The sequence below is a fragment of the Streptomyces niveus genome, from assembly GCF_001723055.1.
GTDB classification, from domain to species: Bacteria; Actinomycetota; Actinomycetes; order Streptomycetales; family Streptomycetaceae; genus Streptomyces; species Streptomyces niveus.
On record NZ_MDCR01000019.1, the window covers coordinates 1 to 19,802 of the forward strand.

General features: G+C 71.3%; 11 protein-coding genes. All 11 read right to left on the minus strand.

Annotated elements, in window-relative coordinates; genetic code table 11:
• The coding region (locus tag BHU15_RS02540; RefSeq protein WP_141726758.1) for an SDR family oxidoreductase at positions 1-3,209 on the minus strand (3,209 nt) is incomplete at its 3' end.
• A complete protein-coding gene (locus BHU15_RS02545; protein WP_079127835.1) occupies positions 3,206-4,624 on the minus strand; it encodes an acyltransferase domain-containing protein in 1,419 nt (472 codons plus the stop codon). The genes BHU15_RS02545 and BHU15_RS02540, both read right to left, overlap by 4 nt.
• 319 nt (positions 4,625-4,943) lie before the next feature.
• Entirely contained in the window at positions 4,944-5,270 is a 327-nt protein-coding gene (locus tag BHU15_RS02550) for a winged helix-turn-helix domain-containing protein (protein ID WP_069625648.1), read from the minus strand.
• Positions 5,271-5,474: 204 nt separating this feature from the next.
• Positions 5,475-6,686, minus strand: a complete 1,212-nt coding sequence (locus BHU15_RS02555) for an ROK family transcriptional regulator (RefSeq protein ID WP_023543116.1) — start codon at positions 6,684-6,686, stop codon at positions 5,475-5,477.
• A 111-nt stretch (positions 6,687-6,797) separates the two neighbouring features.
• The gene (locus BHU15_RS02560; protein ID WP_069625649.1) at positions 6,798-9,917 is read right to left on the minus strand and encodes an alpha-mannosidase; all 3,120 of its coding nucleotides are present in this window, start codon (positions 9,915-9,917) and stop codon (positions 6,798-6,800) included.
• Complete coding sequence (locus BHU15_RS02565; RefSeq protein WP_069625650.1) at positions 9,910-11,931, minus strand: DUF2264 domain-containing protein; 2,022 nt, start codon at positions 11,929-11,931, stop codon at positions 9,910-9,912. The genes BHU15_RS02560 and BHU15_RS02565 overlap by 8 nt, the downstream gene beginning before the upstream one ends.
• Entirely contained in the window at positions 11,928-13,559 is a 1,632-nt protein-coding gene (locus BHU15_RS02570) for a substrate-binding domain-containing protein (protein ID WP_069625673.1), read from the minus strand. The genes BHU15_RS02565 and BHU15_RS02570 overlap by 4 nt, the downstream gene beginning before the upstream one ends.
• A gap of 2 nt (positions 13,560-13,561) precedes the next feature.
• A complete protein-coding gene (locus BHU15_RS02575; protein ID WP_069625651.1) occupies positions 13,562-14,524 on the minus strand; it encodes a carbohydrate ABC transporter permease in 963 nt (320 codons plus the stop codon).
• The gene (locus BHU15_RS02580; RefSeq protein ID WP_079127840.1) at positions 14,521-15,498 is read right to left on the minus strand and encodes an ABC transporter permease; all 978 of its coding nucleotides are present in this window, start codon (positions 15,496-15,498) and stop codon (positions 14,521-14,523) included. The genes BHU15_RS02575 and BHU15_RS02580 overlap by 4 nt, the downstream gene beginning before the upstream one ends.
• A 146-nt stretch (positions 15,499-15,644) precedes the next feature.
• Positions 15,645-16,667, minus strand: coding sequence for a hydroxyacid dehydrogenase (locus BHU15_RS02585; RefSeq protein WP_069625653.1), 1,023 nt, complete (start codon positions 16,665-16,667; stop codon positions 15,645-15,647).
• A gap of 86 nt (positions 16,668-16,753) precedes the next feature.
• Positions 16,754-19,786, minus strand: coding sequence for an alpha-mannosidase (locus BHU15_RS02590; RefSeq protein WP_069625654.1), 3,033 nt, complete (start codon positions 19,784-19,786; stop codon positions 16,754-16,756).
• Positions 19,787-19,802 lie beyond the last annotated feature (16 nt).

A 19,802-nucleotide genomic window follows, 5' to 3' on the forward strand; every position in this document is an offset into this window, starting at 1 on the left:
GAAGGGCCGGGGCAGCCGGCCAGCACGGGAAGGTCGTGCGCGGGCACGGCCGGCTGCCCCGGCCCTTCCCCGTCGATGGTGGTGGAAAGCGTTCCCAGGATGGGGAGTTGGTGCTCCAGCGCGGTGGAGCGCCGGGTGACCGCGAGGACGGCGGCGCCTTCCGCGATGGTCCGGCCGTCGGGCACGAGCGTGTCGAGATGGCGGTCCCAGCCGCTGATCGGCCGCAGGCACACGGCTCCGACGAGGGCGAGGTCGCAGGCCCGGTGCCGGAGTTGGCGCAGGGCGAGGTCGACGGCGGTGTGGGCGGAGTCCCGTTGGGAGTAGAGACTGGCTCCCATGGCCTGGAAGTCGTAGTAGTTGGCGGCGCGGCCCGACAGGATGCAGGAGACCGCGCCGGTGAAGTCGTCCTCGTTCAGGTCACCGGGGATGACGTCCTTGGCCTGCGCCATCCCCTGCTCCAGATACTCCTTCAGCGTCCGTGCCTGAGCGGGGTCGGGCAGGATGTCGAAGGCGGTGGCGCACTCGCGGGCGTGTACCCGCAGCGCCGCCTGGGTGTTGTGGGTGGTCGGCAGTGTCGATCCGACCATCACCGCCGTGCGGGGCCGCAGGGTGGTGCCCGGCTCACCGAGCCGCTCCAGCAGCGGTCCGACGGCCTGGAGCATCATCAGGTGAGCGGCGTCCATATGACGCATCGTCAGCGGCGGGATACGTACGTCACGTGGGGACGGCAGCGGGTACGGCGTACCGAATCCGGACTCCGGGAGCGGCCCCGCACCGCCCAGCCAGGCCGGCACCCGCGATGCCTCCAGGCCGGGCAGGTGGGTGTTCCAGCCCACGACGACCAGGTCCTCGGTGTCCGTCGCCGCGTCTCCACCGGCCCTGCGCGTGGCGGCGGCCGGTGGCACCCGGTCGGACAGGACCACGTGCGCGTCGGCGCCGCCGAGGCCGAACGACGAGATCCCGACCACCCGCGGCCGTGTCTCGTCGGTCGGCCAGGGCGCGTCCTTGACCGGTACGGTCAGGTGCTCGCCGGCACCGAGCAGGGGGTGCGGGTCGGTGACGACGGGCTGGCCGGGGACCGCCCCGCGTTCGAGGGCGACGAGTGCGTGCGCGACCGAGACCAGGCCCGCCAGTACCCCGGTGTGCCCGAAGATCTGCTTGTTCGACGTCAGCAGGCACGCCCGCTCCCGTGGCCCCAACTTGGCCAGCAGCGAGCGCAGTTCGATCTCGTCGCCGATCGGGGTGCCGGTGCCGTGGGCCACGACCCAGTCCACGTCGTCGGCCTCGACGCCGGCGTCGGCCCAGGCCCGGGAGATCGCCAGTTCCTGCCCGCGCGTGGCCGGGGCGTGGATGCCCTTGCCCCTGCCGTCGGCGGCGAGACCGGTGCCCCGGATGACGCCGAGCACCCGGTCGCCGTCCGCCACGGCGCGCGCGTAGGTCTTCAGGGTGAGTACGACGGCGCCCTCACCGATCAGGGTGCCGTCGGCCGCCCGGTCGAAGGGGCGTACCTTGCCGCTCATCGAGATGCCCTGGGCCCGGCAGAAGAGGGTGAACCCGATGGGCTCGATCACCGACGTACCGCCGGCCAGCGCCACGTCGCAGGAGCCGTCGCGCAGGGCCTTGACGGCCGCGTCGATGGCGAACAGTCCGCTGGCGCAGGCCGCGTCGAGGGTCAGATGCTGCGAGGTGGCGGGGATCAGGCCGCGCAGCGCGTCGCGGGAGACGGACGCGGGGAGGTACGCCTTGGGGTCGCCGCCGTCGCCGCCGTAGTGCGCGCTGATCGCGTGGTCGGCCAACTCGGCCAGCCAGTCGCCGTCCTGGCCGCCCGGGATCGCCTCGCGCACCATGCGGCGGTACTCGTCGCCGAGCACGACGCCCTGGGTGCCGAGCCCCGTCTGGTCGTGGATGCCGGTGGTGGCGGCGAGCCACCGGTCGTTCGGGTCCTGGCGTACGCCGGCGAGTGCCTGGACGGCGCAGTGCCGCAGCCAGCGAGTGGTGCGTGGCCAGCCGGGGTGGCCGATGTTCCCGTCGGGTTCGGTGAGGGAGGCGGGGTCGGGGACGAAGTCGTGGAGGTACCCGGCCTCGCGTACGTAGAAGGCGTCGGTCTCCTCGCGGGTGGGGGCCCAGAAGTGCGTCAGGTCGAAGGCGGAGGGCTCGCTGGAGAGCAGCACACCTTCGCGCAGGCGGTCCCAGAACTCCGAGGTGTTGTTGGCGCCGGGCAGGGCCAGTCCGAGACCGACCACGGCGACGGCTCCGGGGTCGTGGTCGGGGGCGGGGTCTGGCTCTGGATCGGCCTCCGGGGCCGGGGCCGGTGTCTGGTTCCGTACGAGCTCACGCGCCGGATCCGGCACCGGCGCCGACTCCCCCACCGGCGCGGCCGGTTGGCGCCGGGCGGGCGTCGTCACCTGGTCCGCGAGCCTGCTGTTCAGCCGCAGGCCCTGCATACCGCCGATGCCGATGCCGCCGTCCGCGACGATGGTCTGCCCGGTGATGAAACCCGTGTCCTCGTGCAGGAGATGGACGATCAGCTTCGCCGCGTCCGGTGTCGAGAGCGTGCGGCTCATCAGTTCACCGGCCCTGGCCGGGTCGCCGAGCGCCGCCGCCGGATCGTCGAGGTTGACGACGATCTCGCTGGCGACGGAGCCCAGCAGCACCGTGTTGACGCGGATGCCTTGGTCGACCAGTTCGAGCGCCAGATAGCGGATCAGCGACTCCATGGCCGCCTTGGTGACCCCGCCGGGGCCGTAGCCAGGGACCGGCTGGTGCGCCCCGACGCTGGACAGGCAGAGGATGTTCGCGCCCGGCCGTCCCGCCATCAGCTCGGCCGCGCGGCGGGAGCAGTGATACGCCCCCATGACATTGGTGGACCACGCCCGCTGCCAGTAGGTGTCGTCGATGTCGAACAGCGGCAGGAACGCCCCGCCGGCGGCGTTGTTGATCAGAATGTCCAGGCCGCCGTGCCGCTCCTGGATCTCGTCGAACATCCGGTCGATCTCACTGGTCTTGGCCACCGAGGCGCGGATGAACTCGCAGCTGTGCCCGGCCTCTTCCAGCTCCGCCCGCAGCAGCTTCGCCTGGTCGACCGAGTGGAAGTAGTTGACGATCACATGGGCGCCGCCCCGCGCCAGACGGCGCACGATGTCCGCGCCGAGGCTCTTCGCGGCCCCGGTCACCAGCGCGACGCGGCCCCGCAGATTGTCGGAGGTCATCGTCCGGCAGCCTCCGCCCGGCCCGCCACGACGGATTCCGCGATCCGGCGCAGCGTGCCGACCGACAACAGGGAGGAGTTCGACCGCAGATCGGGCAGGTCGAACTGGTCGGACACCCGCCCGAGGAGGACGACCTGCTTGAGCGATTCCACGCCCAGCTCGGACTCCAGGCCGTCGTCCTCGCCGAGCAGGTCGGGTGGGTAGCCCAGGAAGTCGCCGTAGAGCGTCTGCAACTCGGCAAGTACCGATGCGTAGTCGAGCCCGTCCGACACGGACACGGACGCGGCGGCCGGGGCTTCCACCGCCGGGGCGACCTTGGCCGGTGTCGCGGGGGCCACGTACGACACCGGCGCCGGCGCAGGCGCCGTGGGCGCGGGCACGGTGACGCGGGTCGGCGGTGCGGCGACGGGCGCTGTCGCGACCGCCCCGGCCGGTACGGGCACCCGTACCGCATACCGGCTCGACGGACCCGCGTCGGCGGACTCGGCGGCCAGCGCCCGGACGGCCTCGACCGGATCGCTCTCGCTCAGCGGGACGACACACCGCACGCCCGGGATCGACGCCTCCACGAACTTGGTGACGACGGCCCACTCCCCACACTCGACGAAGGCGTCGGCGCCCGCCGCGTGCAGCTCGCGGATCGTGTGCAGCATCCGCACCCGCGCGGTGAGCGCGCCCGCGACCAGGTCGACCGGGTCGTCGTCGCCGACGTCCCGCCCCATCCAGGGAGAGCACACGCGCCAGCGCCCGGTGCCGTACGGAACCCGTGGCGCGGTCGCCCGCAGATCGCGCGCGGCCTGCGCCATCGCCGGGGTGTGGGTCGGATGCGGGACGTCCAGGGGCAGGCTCGGCCAGCCGAACGTGTCGGCGACCCGCTCCACCTGCTCGATCAGCTGTCTGGGGCCGCTGATGACGCTCTGCCGAGGGGCGTTCTCGCAGGCCAGCACGAGATTGGGATGATCCATCAGCCCGGCCAGCGACTCCGCCCTGCGGCCGTCGACCCCGACCGCGAGCATCTTGCCGTCCCAGCTCTGCCGGGTCAGTACCTCGGACCGGGCGACGGCCAGGCGGGCGGCGTCCTCGACGGACAGGTGCCCGGCGGCGGCCAGGGCCCACAGCTCGCCGATGCTCTGCCCGACGATCGCGACCGGCTCGACGCCCTCGGCGACGAGCATGTGGTGCGTCGCGATGCTGACCGCGAAGATCTCCAGATACTGGACCTCGGGGCCGCGCCGGTCGCTCGTGCCGTTGTGTTCGATCAGCCGGTCACTGATGTTGGGCAGCCCCATGTCGCGGGCGGCCTTGTCGATGCGAGACAGCGCTTCACGTACGGTCTCGTAACGGTTGTGCGGATCGCGCAGAATACCTCCGCGCGGGGCAGCCACCGTACCCGGCATGACAAAGACAGAATCCATGTGCGTCACCCTCGTCTCCGGCCCGATCGCCGCCGAACAGCGTGGTGCCGGGCCCTTCGAAAAGCACCGAAAACCATTCGGCGGCACCAGAAAAAGACGCGCCGAACCTCTCCACGAAATGGCCGGACTTCCGCGATCCGTATCGCCGAATGACCTCAGTGTGTTCCCGTGCGGAACGGCCTGACAAGCTTTTCAGTGCTACATGAAAGGAGCGCGAAATCGAGTCCGTACGAGATGCTGGCGCACGCCCCCGCGAATAGCGCTTTCCCCATTCCTAAACTCGCTCGCGCGTTCTCACACCAGAACGGGAAACCGGGTGTCAGCGGACGCCGTCCATGCCGTGGGCGTCCAGGACGGCGTGTCCCAGCGAGGTGACGGCGTGGCGGACACTGCCGCCGGTGCGGCGCGTGGTGATCAGTCCCGACCGGCGCAGCACCGACGCGTGCTGGGAGACCGTGGCCGCCGAGACGCCCAGCCGGTGTACGAGATCGGTCGCCGTCGCGGTGGGATCAGCCGCGACGTGCACCAGTACCCGTGCCCGGGTGGAGCCCAGGAGCGCGGCGAGCGCTTCCCCGTCCGCCGCCGGCCTACCGGCCCGGTAACCGCCGCACACGCTTTCCTCCAGGTTCGCCGCCGGCGCGGCCACACCCGAGCCCTGCCTCCCGCGCCCGCAGCCCAACCCGGTGGATCATCAACTGGCCGTAACAGAACGGCATATGACGCATCAGGCAGCCTGGACCAAAACAGACCACTCCGGTATAAGCCGGCCGACCTGCCTCCCGAACGAGGAACGCTCCGTGACCGATGGTTCGGCACGGAGCGTCCGGGGTGGCCGGGGGTGGCCGGGGTTTCACCCCAGCAGCAGGGACCGGGGCTGGGCGGACAGGGCCTGGTCGAGGACCAGGGACGCGGCGCCGACGGCGGCCACGTTCTCGCCCAGCGTGGTGGAGACGACCGTCGTCGGATGGGTCGCCCTGACGAACGGGGACCGGGCGACCATCGGCTCGATGGTCTTGAGGAGGCGGTGCGACAGGACGAGCCAGGTCGGCCCGCCGAAGACGATGGTGTCGACGTCCAGGAGCGTCCCCGCCGCGCAGACCCCCCGGCCGATGCGGATGGCGAGGCGCTCGATGATGCCGTCCGCCTGGACGTCGCCCTCGGCGGCCAGTTCCGCCAGCCGCTCCAGACCTCTTTGGGCGTCGGCCGGATCCAGCACCGTGTACTCGGCGCCGAGCACACCCAGCGCGATGGCCTCGTCGACGAGCGTCCGCGTCGAGGAGGCCGCGCCGAGCCCGCCGACCTCACCCGCGTTCCCGGAGACACCGCGCAGCACGGTGTCCTCCACCACGAGCCCCATCCCGGAGCCCGTACCGAGGTAGAAGAAGAGCAGGTTGCGGCTTTCGGTGGCCGCTCCCGCCCAGCGCTCCGCGACCACGGACGCCGTGACGTCCTTGTCGAGGAGTGCCGGGAGTCCGGTCGCCTCGCTGAGCCGGTCACGGAGCGGATAGCGGCCCCAGCCGGGCAGCTCCGGTGGATCGACCACCCAGCCGGCGGCAGCGTCTATGGGCCCCGGCGCGGCGATACCCAGGCCGAGCACCCGGTCCTCGTCGATGCCCGACTCCGCCACGAGCGAGCGCACCGACGCGGCCATGTCGGCGACGGTCCCGTCGGTGTCGGCGCCGCTCGGGGTCCGCTGGCTGTGGTGGCCCACGACCGTGCCGAGGAGGTCCACCAGGACGCAGGTGATCACGGCGGGGTCGAGATGGACCCCCACGGCGTAGCGCGAGGTCGGGACGATCTCCAGGAGGGTGCGGGGCTTTCCGCTGCCGGTGTTCTGCTTGCCCGATTCACGTGCCACGCCCTGGTCGAGCAGCCGGCGGGTGATGTTCGAGACGGTCTGCGCGGACAGGCCGGTGGCCTGCGCGAGTTCGACGCGGCTCAGGCCCGTCGGGTGCCGGCGGATGGCGTCCAGGATCACGGACTCGTTGAAGTCCCCCATGCGCGGCAGATTGGTGCCGCGCCGGATCGTGCGCTTCTCGGATCGTTCCGTGTGCGTGGTCAACGTGTCTCTCCCAGCCTCGGGCGGGCGGCAGCGGTGCTGCGCCGCCGCCGTCCGGAGGCATCTGATCGATGGAATCGTACGACGCGGGGTCGTGTGCGGGGCGCGACGTGCTCAGCCGCCCGACGGTTCCGCCCGACTCGCCTCCTCCACGGCGGGTCGCAGCCGGAGGGTGCGGATCTGGAAGGGCCGGAAACTCAGGTCCACCTCGCCGGAGGCGTGCGCGGGCTCGCGCTCGGGCCGCTCCAGCAGGTCGCAGTCGAAGACGGCGGCGAGGGGGAAGCCCGTGGACAGACGTGCCGCGACCGCTCCGCCGCACGCTTCGTACAGTCGTACGACGATGTCGCCGCTGCGGTCGTCCGCGAGCTTCACCGACTCCACGACCACGTCGGTGGTGTCGACCTCGACCAGCGCTTGGGCCCGCACCGGCGCCGGGCGCAGGGGCAGGTTCAGCGCGTAGCCTCCGGCGATCGCCTCCTCGATCCCGGCGCCGGCGAGCAGCGCGTAGCTGAAGCGGTGCCGGCCGCGGTCGGCCTGTGGGTCGGGGCTGTGCGGGGACCGGAGCAGGGAGAGCCGTACGGTCGTGGTGGTGCCGCCGTGCTCCCGGGTGTCGCGGTGGACGTCGTGGCCGTAGGTGGAGTCGTTGAGGAGGGCGGCGCCCCAGTGCCGCTCGCCGACGTGCACCCAGCGGTGTGCCCACAGTTCGAAGCGGGCCGCGTCCCAGCTGGTGTTCTCGTGGGTGGGCCGCTGGACATGGCCGAACTGGATCTCGGCGCTCTCCCGTTCGGCGTGCACGTCCAGGGGCCAGGCCGCCTTGAGGACGGTGTCGCGCTCCTGCCAGTCGATGTCGTTGCGTACGGTCACCTGCCGGCTCTCGGCGGCCAGCTCGATGTGCTGGACGAACCGGGAGGAGCCGTGGGCGCGCTCGACCCGTACCGAGGCCAGCAGCGGTCCCTCGTCCACGAGTGTCACCGATTCGGCCTCGTCCAGGTCGCGCACGGTGTCGCGGTAGTACGAGTCGATGTTCCACGCCGACCACAGGTTGGGGTCGTCGGGGTGGAGCTGGAGAAGGTTGCCCGCGGCGCCGGGGGCGATCGCCTCCCGGCCCGCGGTGCGGTCGTAGACGGAGGTGAGCAGTCCGCGCCGGTCCACGACGACGGTCAGCAGTCCGTTGCCGAGGACGAAGCCGCCGTCCTGGGCGCGGACGGTGACGGCGTCGGCGGGCGCGCCGGCCGTGCCGCCGGAGGCGAGGGGGGCGACCTCGGCGAGAACCGCCGTACGCCCGTCCGACAGGCGCTGCGCCCCGGCGAACTCGCCGTCGGCTGAAGCGACCACGGCGACCTCACGGCGCGCGTACGGTCCGGCGTTGAGGAGCGCGGGGCCGCCGGGCAGCCCGTCGGCCGCTTCGGCGATCAGCGTCTCCAACTCGCCCTGGATCTCCTCGTATTCACGCTCGGCCTGCCGGTGCACCCAGGCGATGGAGGAGCCCGGCAGGATGTCGTGGAACTGGTTGAGCAGGACGCGCCGCCACAGCGATTCCAGCCGCTCGTACGGGTAGGGCGCCCCGGTCCGGACGGCGGCGGTGGCGGCCCAGAGTTCGGCCTCGCGCAGCAGCGCCTCGCTGCGCCGGTTGCCGCGCTTGGTGCGGGCCTGGCTCGTGTAGGTGCCGCGATGGTTCTCCAGATACAACTCGCCGCGCCAGACGGGGAGTTGGTCGCGCTCGGCGCGGGCCTTCGCGAAGAACGTGTCGGGCGCCTCGACGACGACCTTGGGTGAGCCTTCAAGGTCGCGCAGTCGGCGGGCCTTCTCCAGCATCGAGCGGGTGGGGCCGCCGCCGCCGTCGCCGTAGCCGAAGGGGACGAGTGAGCGTGTGGCCACTCCCTTGTCGGCGAAGTTGCTCTCGGCGTGGGCGAGTTCGGCCGCCGTGAGGGACGCGTTGTAGCTGTCGACGGGCGGGAAGTGGGTGAAAATCCGCGTACCGTCGATGCCTTCCCAGTCGAAGGTGTGGTGCGGCAGCTTGTTCGTCTCGTTCCAGGAGAGTTTCTGGGTGAGGAACCACTCGGCGCCCGCCAGCTTGGCGAGTTGGGGGTACGCGGCGGTGTAGCCGAACGAGTCGGGCAGCCAGACGCCGCGCTGCTCGACACCGAACTCCTCGGCGAAGAAGCGCCGTCCGTAGACGAGTTGGCGGGCCAGCGCCTCACCACCGGGAAGGTTGCCGTCGGCCTCGACCCACATGCCGCCGACCGGGGCCCAGGTGCCCTCGGCCGCCGCCTCCTTCATCCGGGCGAAGATCTCCGGCCGCTGTTCCTTCATCCACGCGTACTGCTGCGCCGACGAGCAGGCGAAGACCAGCTCGGGGTACTCGCGCGCCAGCGTGGTCATGTTGGTGAACGTACGCGCGCACTTGCGGACGGTCTCACGGACCGGCCACAACCACGCCGAGTCGATGTGGGCGTGCCCGACGGCGGCGAGGGTGTGCGCCGAGGCGTGCGCGGGCCGGGACAGCACATCGGCGAGCCGGTCACGGGCCTCGGCAGCGCTGTTGGCCACGTCGCCCGGCACGACGGCGTCGGCGGCACGGCGCAGGGCGTGCAGGATCTCATGGCGCCGGGACGAGCCGAGGGGCAGTTCGTGCATCAGCTCGTCGAGCACCTCGATGTCGTGGACGAGGTGCCATACGTCGTCCGCACGCACCGCGATCTCGGCCTGCCCCAGCCGGTAGATGTGCTCGGTGCCGGCGGTCTCGGGCGAACCGTGGTGGATGTGCAGGCCCGCGCTGGCGACGATGGGCGGGTTGGCTGCCAGCTCGATGAGCAGGTCGACCCGGTCGCCGCCGGTGGCGGATTCGGCCAGCAGCGCGGAGCGGCTGTAGGGGTGCAGGCCCTGGAGCGGGGCGCCCTGGGCGTCGTGGACCAGGCCCTCCGCCTGGCCGCCCGGCCCCTTGGTCAGATCGAACCCGAGGTCGAAGACGGCCTCGACGCGGCGTCCCGACCACTCCTGGGGGATCTCGGCGCTCGCCCGCAGCCAGGTCGTCGCCCAGGGGCCGCCCCAGGTGGAGCCGAGCGTGAAGGGCTCGTAGTCGGCGCGCAGGGCGTCGGCGACGGGGACGGGTTCACCCTCGACGAACCAGGCGCTCAGGGTGAGGGGGCGCGCGGAGCCGTACAGGGCGGGGCGGATCACCCGGTCGAGGAGCTTGCGGATCCGCGTCTCGATGATCCGGCGGTCGTCATGCACGTCGGGTGTCCTTCCAGGGGTCGTGGCTGAGGTCGGGGGCGGGCAGCCGGACGGTGTCGCGCGCGCCGTCCGGCCAGTCGACGTCCACGAGCAGGGTGGTGCCTTCGGCGCGCGTGCCGACCTCGGGCAGGGCGGCGGGGTCGGTGCCGCCGAGATGGATGAGGGCGATGTGGGCCTCGCCGTGGGTGACGGGTCCCTCGCTCGCCACGACGGGGGTGGCGGACGCGGCGCCGATGGCGTTGCTGTCGGTGCCCAACACCACGGAGGAGCGTGGCAGTTGGCGGGCGCCGACGACGAGGGAGACCAGTCCGTCGGCGCCCTCGACCCGGGCGGTGTCACCTGACGCGGGCTCCCACAGCGGGTCGACCGCCAGCGCCCAGCCGCCGATACGCAGCACATGCCCCGCCCCGGGATCGCCGTCGACACGTACGGCCCGTACCTCGACCGATCCGCGCAACGCGGAACCGACCGTGATCCACGGACCGAGCGTGTGACGGGCGTCGGGCCCGCCGAACGGGTCCCAGGTGGCGTCCTCGGGCCAGTGCGCCCGGGACCGCGAGACGGCCGTGGCACCGTCCACGGAGACCCTGGTCGCCGGGCGCCGGTGGGAGGCGCGCCCCGCCGCGTCCAGCAGGACGACGGAGTTGTCGAGCGGGTCGGCGTCCGCGCACGCGCCCCGTCCCGCCGTGGGGTCGCCGGGGGTCTCGGGCGCGGTGTGCGTCGAGTACGCGAACCGCGCGTAGCAGGGGTCGTCCGTGTGCGGGCGGGCCGGGTCGGCGTGGTCGCCGCCGTGGTTGACGACGCGTACGACACCGTCGGAAGCGGTGCCGGAGACGAGCCAGCCGGGCGCGGTCAACGACCGGGTGAAGTCGGCCTGTTCGACGGCGAGCGGGGTCAACTCCGATGTCCAGACCGGGTGCTGCGGCGGCAGGGCGAGACCGATGAAGCCCTTGCTCGCCCAGTACGGCGACGCGGGCCCCGAGTAGACCTGGAGGACGCCCCGGTACGGCCGGTGCCAGCCGAGCGTGAGGAGCCCGCGTTCGTCGGTGGCTCCGTGCTCGGTGAAGTGGTCGAGCATGCGGCTCGCGACGGCGCGGGTCTCCCCCGGGGCCAGCGGCGTGGCGTCGAACAGGGCGCCGGTCCACACCGAGGCGAGCGCGGCGTGCCGGTAGGTGAGGGAGCGGCCCTGGACGAGCGGTGAGCCGTTGGCACCGACCAACAGCCGCTGGTCTTCGAGGAATCGGCGCAGTCTGGCCCGGTAGCGGTCGAGCAGCCCGGCCGGGGCGGCGTCGCCGAGGATGCGGCAGAACCACAGCGGGTACAGGTGCATGGCCCAGCCGTTGTAGTGGTCGAAGTTGCGCCGCTCGCCGCCGGTGAGTCCGTCGGAGTACCAGCCGTCGCCCGCGTACCAGCCGTCGGTCAGCGCGATGACGCGGTCGAGGTCCTGCTGGCGCCAGTGTCCTCCGGCGGTGCGGGCGAACGCCTCGGTGACGCCCTGGAACCAGACCCAGTTGTTGCCGGGCATCGGGTCGCCGACCATCGGGGCGAGCCAGTCCAGGATCCGGCCCCTGACCCGGTCGTCGAGCCGGTCCCAGATCCAGGGCCGCGTCTCGTGCAGCGCGAGGGCGATGGAGGCGGCCTCGACCTTGGCCTGGTTGCACTCGGCGAAGGTGGGCCAGCGTTCCGGGTTCGACGGGTCGGTGCCGGCGGCCAGGCCCGCCGCGTACCACCCGGCGATGTCGTGCGGGTCGGCGCCGTCCGCTCCCGCCAGCCGGAAGCCGGCCAGCAGGAAGGTACGGGCGAAGCCTTCGAGGCCGTCGCTGTGCGCGCCGCTGTGGCTCGGGGTGCCGGGCAGATCGATCAGGGCGTGGGTGCCGGTCGCGTACGGCCGCACCGCGAGCAGCAGCCGGTCGGCGACCTGCTCCCAGTGGGCGCGGTCCTCGGCGGGGGTTCGGTCTTCGGCGGGGGTTCGCGCCTCGGCCGGGACTCGGTCATCGGCGGGGGTTCGTGTCATGAGCTGCGGGCCTCCCAGGCCTGCTCGTACTCGGCGCGCATCTTGTCGCCCGCCTTCTGCCGCCAGTTCTTGATCGCGCCGTCCCACTCACCGGGCGAGTCGCGGCCCTGCATGATGCCCATCCGGAGACTGTCGAGGGTCGCGAAGAACAGCTTGGTCATCTTGGCGTCCGTCGCCGAGTACAGCGCCTCGGCGGGGTTGGGGATCAGCTTCTTGACGGCTTCCTTCTGGAAGGCGTACTGGTCGGGCACGATCTCCGGCTTCTGCGGGTAGTAGAGAGTGAACGGCGAGTCGGTGGCGAAGATCGTCGGCAGGTAGGTCTCGGACGTGCCCTGAGGCGTGGGGATCGGATCCGGTCCCTTCAGGGTGTGATCGGGGCCCTGGACGCCGTACTTGCGCAGCAGATAGCCGTCGGTGCCGAAGGGTGCGGCGAGCGCGTTCATGGCGCGCAGGATCTGCTTGATACGCGCCTTGGGCGCCTTCTTGATGATGAGCGTGGCGTAGTTGGCCCGGCCCTGCCACTGCCCGCCTCTGGTGCTCTCGTCCCAGTCGGGCGGCAGCATGTAACCGATGTCCATGCCCTTGGAGACGGGGCCGTAGAGCGTGTAGAAGTCGTTCCACGCCACGGGCGCGTCGGGGTGCATGACGATCTGGCCGTTGCCGAACCACTCCTTGAACTTGCCCTTCACGGCGAACGCGTCCGGGTGCATGACGCCGGCCTTCTTGAGCTGGTTCACCGCGTCCATGGCCTGCTTGCACTCCTCCATCTCGAAGTGGTGCGTGAACCTGCCCCCCTCCTCGCGCCACCAGTTGGGCGCGCCCAGCATCTGCATCACGAGGTTCCATGTGGTGACGGGGTCGCCGAGGGCGTACTGGTGGGCCTTGGGGTCGGTGATGTCCTTGCAGAGCTGGACGAACTCGCGCCAGGTCTTCGGGTTCGGGTCGAGATCCTTCTTCTTGAAGAGGTCGAGACGGGTGTAGAGCGGGCCGCCGGAGACCGGGCGGGGCATCGGGAGGGCGTAGATCCCGCCGTTGCGCACGCAGGGGCGCCAGGAGTCGGTGGGGATGTTGGCGAGGAACGGGTAGTCCCGGATGTTGTCGCCCGACAGGTGCGGGGTGAGGTCCTCGAAGAGGGCGTGCAGCATGTCCGGGGTGGCGGCGCTGTTCTGGTCCGGGGGCAGCATCAGCATCGCGTCCGGCAGGTCGCCGCCGGCGAGGGTCACCGCGAACTTCTGCGGATAGTCGTTGACCGGGGTGATCGCGAAGTTGATGTCGCAGCCGATGTACTTGTTGAGGGCCTGCCACATCACGTTCTTCTCCACCGGCGGCGGGACCGGGTTGAAGATCAGGTTCATGATGTTGATGTCGGGGCCCTTGGCGGGCGGGCCGTCCGGGAACGCCTTGGGGGGATCGGCCGGGAAGTGCTGGTGGCCCGCGGAGACGCCGTCCTGTGTCGCGGGCATCGAGGTCGCCACGCCCTTGTACTGGATGTACGTGGGCAGTTGCGCGTTCGCGTTGGCCAGCGCGGCCGGCCTGGGCTTGAAGTCGCCGCAGCCGGTGAGTGCCAGGCCCGCTCCGACGCCGGCGGCCGTGGCGAGGAAGCCGCGGCGGTTGAGTGGTGGCTGCATGGTCATCCCTTCACCGCTCCGATCATGACGCCCTTGTTCATGTGGCGCTGAACGAAGGGGTAGACGAGCACGATCGGCACGATCGACAGTACGAGGATCGCCGCCTGGAGCGACTGGGCGGGCGGCACCGGCGCCCCGGCGGCGACGTCTATCTGGCCGCCGCTGAGCGTGGAGTTGTTGACGACGTAGGTGCGCAGCACGAGCTGCATGGGCCACTTGGAAGCGTCGTTCATGAACAGCAGAGCGTTGAAGAAGGCGTTCCAGTACGTCACGGCGTAGAAGAGGCCGATGACGCCGATGGACGCCTTGGACAGCGGGATCACGATCTTGGTGAGGATCGCCCACTCCGACGCGCCGTCGATGCGGGCGGCGTCGATCAGCTCGCGGGGCAGGTTCATGAAGAAGGAGCGCAGCACGATCACGTTGAACGCGTTGATCATCGTGGGCAGGATCAGCGACCAGTAGCTGTTGATCAGGCCGAGCTGCTTGACCATCAGATAGGTCGGGATGACACCCGGCACGAACAGCAGGGACATCAGCAGCAGCATCAGCACCGGCTTGTGCCCGAAGGAGCCGGGGCGGCTCAGCCCGTACGCCAGCATGACGGAGGTGACGAGGCTGAGGGCGGTACCGACCACGGTGACCCCGACGCTCACCATCATGGCCTGGGACACCAGGCCGCCGGAGAGCAGCGCGGTGTACGAGTCGAAGGTCGGGCTGTCGGGCCAGAGCACGAAGCCGCCGGCCTTGGTGATCTGGGTGGGGTCGGCGATCGAGGTCGAGATGATCGCCAGGAAGGGCACCACGACCAGGAGCACGCAGACCAGCAGGAGCAGCGACTTCAGGGCGCGCCACGGCGGGCTGCCGGGGCTCTCGCCGGGAACGGCGCTGTAGGAACGGCGGGGCTTGGTATCGCGCGTGGGGCGGCCGGGACGGCTGGGCCGGGTGGGGGACATCGTTGTCATGATCGGTAGACACCTTCTTCGCCGAAGAGATGGGCGATCTTGTTGGCGCCCAGCACGAGCAGGATCCCGATCACGCCCTTGACCAGGCCGACGGCGGCTGCCACGCCCCACTGCCCGCCGACGACACCGTTGTTGAAGACGTACGTGTCCAGCACCTCGCTGCTGTCCAGGCCGACGGCGGTCTGCTGGAGCAGGATCTGCTCGAACCCGACGGACAGGGCGTCGCCGAGGCGGAGGATGAGCAGCAGGATCACCAGGCCGCGCAGGGACGGCAGGGTGACGTGCCAGGTCTGCCGGAAGCGGCTGGCGCCGTCCATGGCGGAGGCCTCGTACAGGTTGCTGTCGACGCGGGAGAGGGCCGCCAGGAAGAGGATGGTGCCCCAGCCGGCGTCCTTCCAGATCACCTGGGAGGTGATGAGCGTCTTGAAGAAGTCGGGGTTGCCGATGATGTTCCAGGTGTCCAGGTCCTGTGCCTGGAGGAACAGGTTGAGCATGCCCGTGCCGCCCAGCATCTGCTGGAAGAGTGCGACGATGACCACCCAGGACAGGAAGTGCGGCAGGTACAGGACGTTCTGCACCCACCTCTTGACCCGTTCGCTGACCAGGCTGTTCAGCGCGAGCGCCAGCACGATCGGCACCGGGAAGACGAACACGACCTGGATCAGGGTGAGTTCGAGGGTGTTGACGAGCGCTTTGAGGAACTGGTCGTCGCCGTTGAAGATGACGTCGAAGTTGGCCAGGCCGCTCCAGGGACTGTGCATGATGCCGATGAACGGCTGGTAGTCCTGGAACGCGATGATGTTGCCGAGCAGCGGGATGTAGTGGAAGAGCAGCAGTGCCACGATGCCCGGTATCAGGAACCAGAACAGGGCCATGTCTTGGCGGCTCTGCGGACGCAGCCGCCTCAGTCGTCCCTTGTCCGCCTGCCGGGCCTTCTCGGCCGGGCGAGCGGAGGGTTGGTCAAGCGTTGTCATGATGTGGAGCCCTTTCACCGGGAGGCGGGCTTCCTCGGCCACTCCCGGGGTTGGCAGGTCATGCGGTGGATCGATGGGCGGTCCGGCCCCTTTCTCCGTTTCGGCGTACGGGCACGCGCCGCCCGCATACGGGCAGGCGCCGCCCGTCAGGCGAGGCGTGGGAGCGCCTCACGGGTGACCTCGCCGAGCAGCGGTTCACCTGCCAGCCACCGGGCGACCTCGGCGACCGCGTACTGTCCGAGCCTTCGTACTTCGCTCCCCTGTGCGCCGGCTGTGTGCGGGGTGACGAGCACGTTCGGCAGGGACAGCAGCGGGTGGCCGGGCGGCAGCGGTTCGGGGGTCGTCACATCGAGGTACGCCTCCAGCCGCCCCGTGGCGCATTCGGCCGTCAGGGCGTCGGTGTCGACGATGGCGCCCCGGGCGGTGTTGACGACCGCACCCCCGTCGGGGATGAGCGCGAGCATCCTGGCATCGAGCAGGCCCGTGGTGTCGGGCAGCAGCGGGGCGTGGACGCTGACCACCGCGGACCTGCGGCAGAGGTCGGCGAGGTCCACCCGTTCGACGCCGAGTCGGCGCGCCTCCTCGTCCGTGACGTAGGGATCGCTCAGCAGCAGCCGGAATCCCGCGTCGGACCGGCGCAGTTCGGCGATCACCCGGCGCCCGATGCGTGAGGCGCCGATGATCCCGACGGTGAGCCCGTCGGCGCCCGTACGGTCGGCGAAGTCCGGCCATCCGTCGGCGTAACCGGCGGCCATGGTCAGGGTGCGGCGCGCGGCCAGCGTGATGAGGGCGACGGTGCAGGAGGCGACCGGCCCGGCGTTGGCGTCGGCCGCCGACGACACCACGATCCCGCGTTCCCAGAGGGCCTCGCTGACCAGCGGCTTGACGGTGCCCGCCGCGTGCATCACGGCACGCAGACGGGGTGCCCCCGCCAGGACCTCGGCCGTCAGCCGGGGGCAGCCCCAGCCGCTGACCAGGATCTCCGCGTCGGCGAGCGCGGCCGGCAGGGCGGTGCCGGGAGGGGCGGGGTCGAGTCGTACGAGGGTGGAGAGCCGGGCGCGTACGTCGTCGGGCAGGACGAGCGCGGCTGCGGCGGGTTCCATGACGCAGACCGCCGTCGGGCGATCGGGGGGCTCGGGCGGTTCGGGGGGTGCGGCTCGGGCTGTCATGCGCGGGTCTCTTTCGCTGCGGATGGGATCGCTGTGCGGGTGTGGTGGTGAGGGGGTACGTGGCCGCCGTCCCGGGCGGCACGTCGTCAGGCGCGCGGCAGCCGCAGGGTCACCAGCTGGAACGGGCGCAGGGCGAGGACGACACCCCCGTCGGCCGCCGTCGGGGACTCGGCGTCCGCGAGCGGGCGTTCGAGCAGATCCGTCAGGACGGCCCGGTCGGTGGCGAAGCCGTCGATGAGGACGGTGGCGCGGGCCCGGCCGCCGTGTGCCTCGTAGAGGCGTACGACCAGGTCGCCGCTGCGGTCGTCGGCCAGCTTCACCGCGCTGACCACGACGGCGTCGTTGTCGACGCTCACCAGGGGCGCGACCTCGGCGGCGGATCCGGTGACGCGGCGCTCGGGCAGATTGACCCGGTGGCCCTCGCGTACGGCGTCGCCGATCGTCGCGCCCGGGGCGAGCGCGTGCCGGAACCGGTGCCGGCCCTGGTCGGTCTCGGGGTCCGGGTAGCGGGGGGCGCGGAGCAGGGACGCGCGCACAGTGGTCGTCGTGCCCGCGTCGGCGCCGGTGCGTACCGCGCGGGTGACGTCGTGGCCGTAGGTGGCGTCGTTGACGAGGGCGACGCCCCAGCCCGGTTCGTCGACGTGCACGAACCGGTGGTTGCACGCCTCGAACTTGGCCCACTCCCAGCTCGTGTTCTGGTGGGTGGGCCGGTAGACATGGCCGAACTGCGTCTCGGAGGCGTACCGGTCGGCCTTCACGTCCAGCGGGAACGCCAGCTTCAGGAAGCGTTCGCTCTCGTGCCAGTCCACCTCGGTGTCGATGTCGAGCCGCTTGGCGTCCGCCGGCACGGACAGCAGCTGGGTGACGCGGGAGGCCCCGAAGACCCGCTCGACGCGTACGGATGTGCCCTCGACCCGCAGCTCGGTCACGTCGGTGAGGTCGCTGCCGACGTTGCGGTAGAAGGCGTCGACGTCCCACGCGTCCCACTGGTTGGGGAAGTCGGGATGGAGCTGGAGGAGGTTGCCCGCCTGACCGGGTGCGATCGCCTCCCGGTCCGCGATGCGGTCGTACGCGGAGACCACGAGGCCGCGCGCGTCGATCTCGACCCGCAGCAGGCCGTTGTCGAGGAGGTATCCGCCTCCTTCTCGCGGGGCGGGAATCACCGCGCCGTTGTCGGTGCGCCGCGTCGACGCGCCGCCGGCGGGGGTTGAACTCCGGGCGTGCGGGGCGGAGTTGAACACCAGCTCGGTGCCGCCGGAGGTGTCGCCGGCGAGTGCGCGCTGCGCGCCCGCGATGATGGTCTCCAGTTCCTCGGCGACGCGCGCGTATGTCTCGCGCGCCTCGCGGTGCACCCAGGCGATGGAGGAGCCGGGCAGGATGTCGTGGAACTGGTGGAGCAGCACCGTCTTCCAGATGCGGTCCAACTCCTCGTACGGATAAGGCGTCCCGGTGCGCGCCGCCGCCGTGGCGGCCCACAGCTCGGCCTCGTGGAGCAGCGACTCGCCGCGCCGGTTGCCGCGCTTGGTGCCCGCCTGGCTGGTGAGCGTGGCGCGGTGCAGTTCGAGGTACAGCTCGCCGACCCACACGGGCGGGTCGGGGTACTCGGCCTCGGCCTTGGCGAAGAAGTCGGCCGGGGTCTCCCACTCGACGGTGGCCGAGCCCTCCAGGCTGCGCATACGGGCCGCCTTGGCGACCATCTCGCGTGTGGTGCCGCCGCCGCCGTCCCCGTAACCGGTCGGCGCCAGCGAGCGGGTGGCGACGCCCTTCTCCTTGAAGTTCCTTGCCGCGTGCGCGATCTGACGGCCTGTCATCTCACAGTTGTACGAGTCGACGGGCGGGAAGTGGGTGAAGATCCGGGTGCCGTCGATGCCCTCCCAGGAGAAGGTGTGGTGCGGGAAGGTGTTGGTCCGGCTCCAAGAGATCTTCTGGGTGAGCAGTCGTGTGGCGCCCGCCGCCTTGATGATCTGCGGCAGGCCGGCCGCGAAGCCGAAGGTGTCCGGCAGCCACGCCTCGTCGTTCTCGATGCCGAACTCTTCGAGGAAGAAGCGTTTGCCGTGCACGAACTGACGGGCCATCGCCTCGGACCCCGGCATGTTGGTGTCTGACTCCACCCACATCCCGCCGGTGGGGACGAACCTGCCGTCCGCGACCGCCTTCTTGACCCGGGCGTACACCTCGGGCCGGTGCTCCTTGATCCAGGCGTACTGCTGGGCCTGCGACATGGCGAAGACGAAGTCGGGGTCGTCGTCGAGGAGCGCCGTCATGTTCGACGCCGTACGGGCCACCTTGCGCACCGTCTCGCGCAGCGGCCACAGCCACGCGGAGTCGATGTGGGCATGGCCGACGGCGCTGATGCGGTGCGCGGCGGGGACGGCGGGCGCGGCGAGCACACCGGCGAGTTCGTCACGTGCCGCCTGGGCGGTCCCGTTCACATCCCGCAGGTCGACGGCGTCCAGGGCGCGGCCGACCGCGCGCAGGATGTCCCAGCGGCGCGCCCCGTCGACGGGCAGCTCCGCCATCAGCTCGCCGAGGACTTCCAGGTCCATGACCAGGTTCCACACCGTCTCGTCGAAGACAGCCAGCCGCAGTTCGCCGAGCACGTACTGGGGCGCTTCTCCGGCCGTCGCCTTCTCACCCATCGGCGTCGGCTGGAAGGGCACCCCACTCCCGTCGAGGTCGGGGTTGGAGGCGGCCTCGATCCGCCAGTGGACCTTCTCGCCGCCGGTGACCGGCGAGCCGACGCGGACGTACGCGTTACGCGGGTGGAGCCCCTTGACCGGGGTGCCGTCGGGCCGGTAGACGAGGCCCTCGCACTGGAAGCCCGGGGTGCGCGGGGTGAATCCGAGGTCGAGCACGGCCTCGACGGTGCGGCCCGCCCACTCGGCGGGGACGGTGCCGGTGACCGAGAACCAACTGGTGCCCCACGGCAGGCCCCAGGGGGTGCCGGGGGTGATGGGGGTGGTCGGTGCCGCCAGCCCTTCGGCCACGGGGACGGGCTCGCCCGCCGTGGACCAGATCTCCACGGACAGGGGGATGGTGACGGGGTGGACAGCCGGCCGGATGCGTTCCCTGAGGACGCGTTCCAGACGTGCTTCGACCAGCTTCCGGTCGTCATGCATGAACGGGGTCTCCTGT

Excerpts from the sequence above, each read along its gene's own strand:
- BHU15_RS02545 (WP_079127835.1), bottom strand. The coding sequence starts at position 4,624 with ATGGATTCTGTCTTTGTCATGCCGGGTACGGTGGCTGCCCCGCGCGGA.
- BHU15_RS02580 (WP_079127840.1), bottom strand. The coding sequence starts at position 15,498 with ATGACAACGCTTGACCAACCCTCCGCTCGCCCGGCCGAGAAGGCCCGG.
- BHU15_RS02590 (WP_069625654.1), bottom strand. The coding sequence starts at position 19,786 with ATGCATGACGACCGGAAGCTGGTCGAAGCACGTCTGGAACGCGTCCTC.
- BHU15_RS02565 (WP_069625650.1), bottom strand. The coding sequence starts at position 11,931 with ATGACACGAACCCCCGCCGATGACCGAGTCCCGGCCGAGGCGCGAACC.
- BHU15_RS02585 (WP_069625653.1), bottom strand. The coding sequence starts at position 16,667 with ATGACAGCCCGAGCCGCACCCCCCGAACCGCCCGAGCCCCCCGATCGC.
- BHU15_RS02575 (WP_069625651.1), bottom strand. The coding sequence starts at position 14,524 with ATGACAACGATGTCCCCCACCCGGCCCAGCCGTCCCGGCCGCCCCACG.
- BHU15_RS02570 (WP_069625673.1), bottom strand. The coding sequence starts at position 13,559 with ATGCAGCCACCACTCAACCGCCGCGGCTTCCTCGCCACGGCCGCCGGC.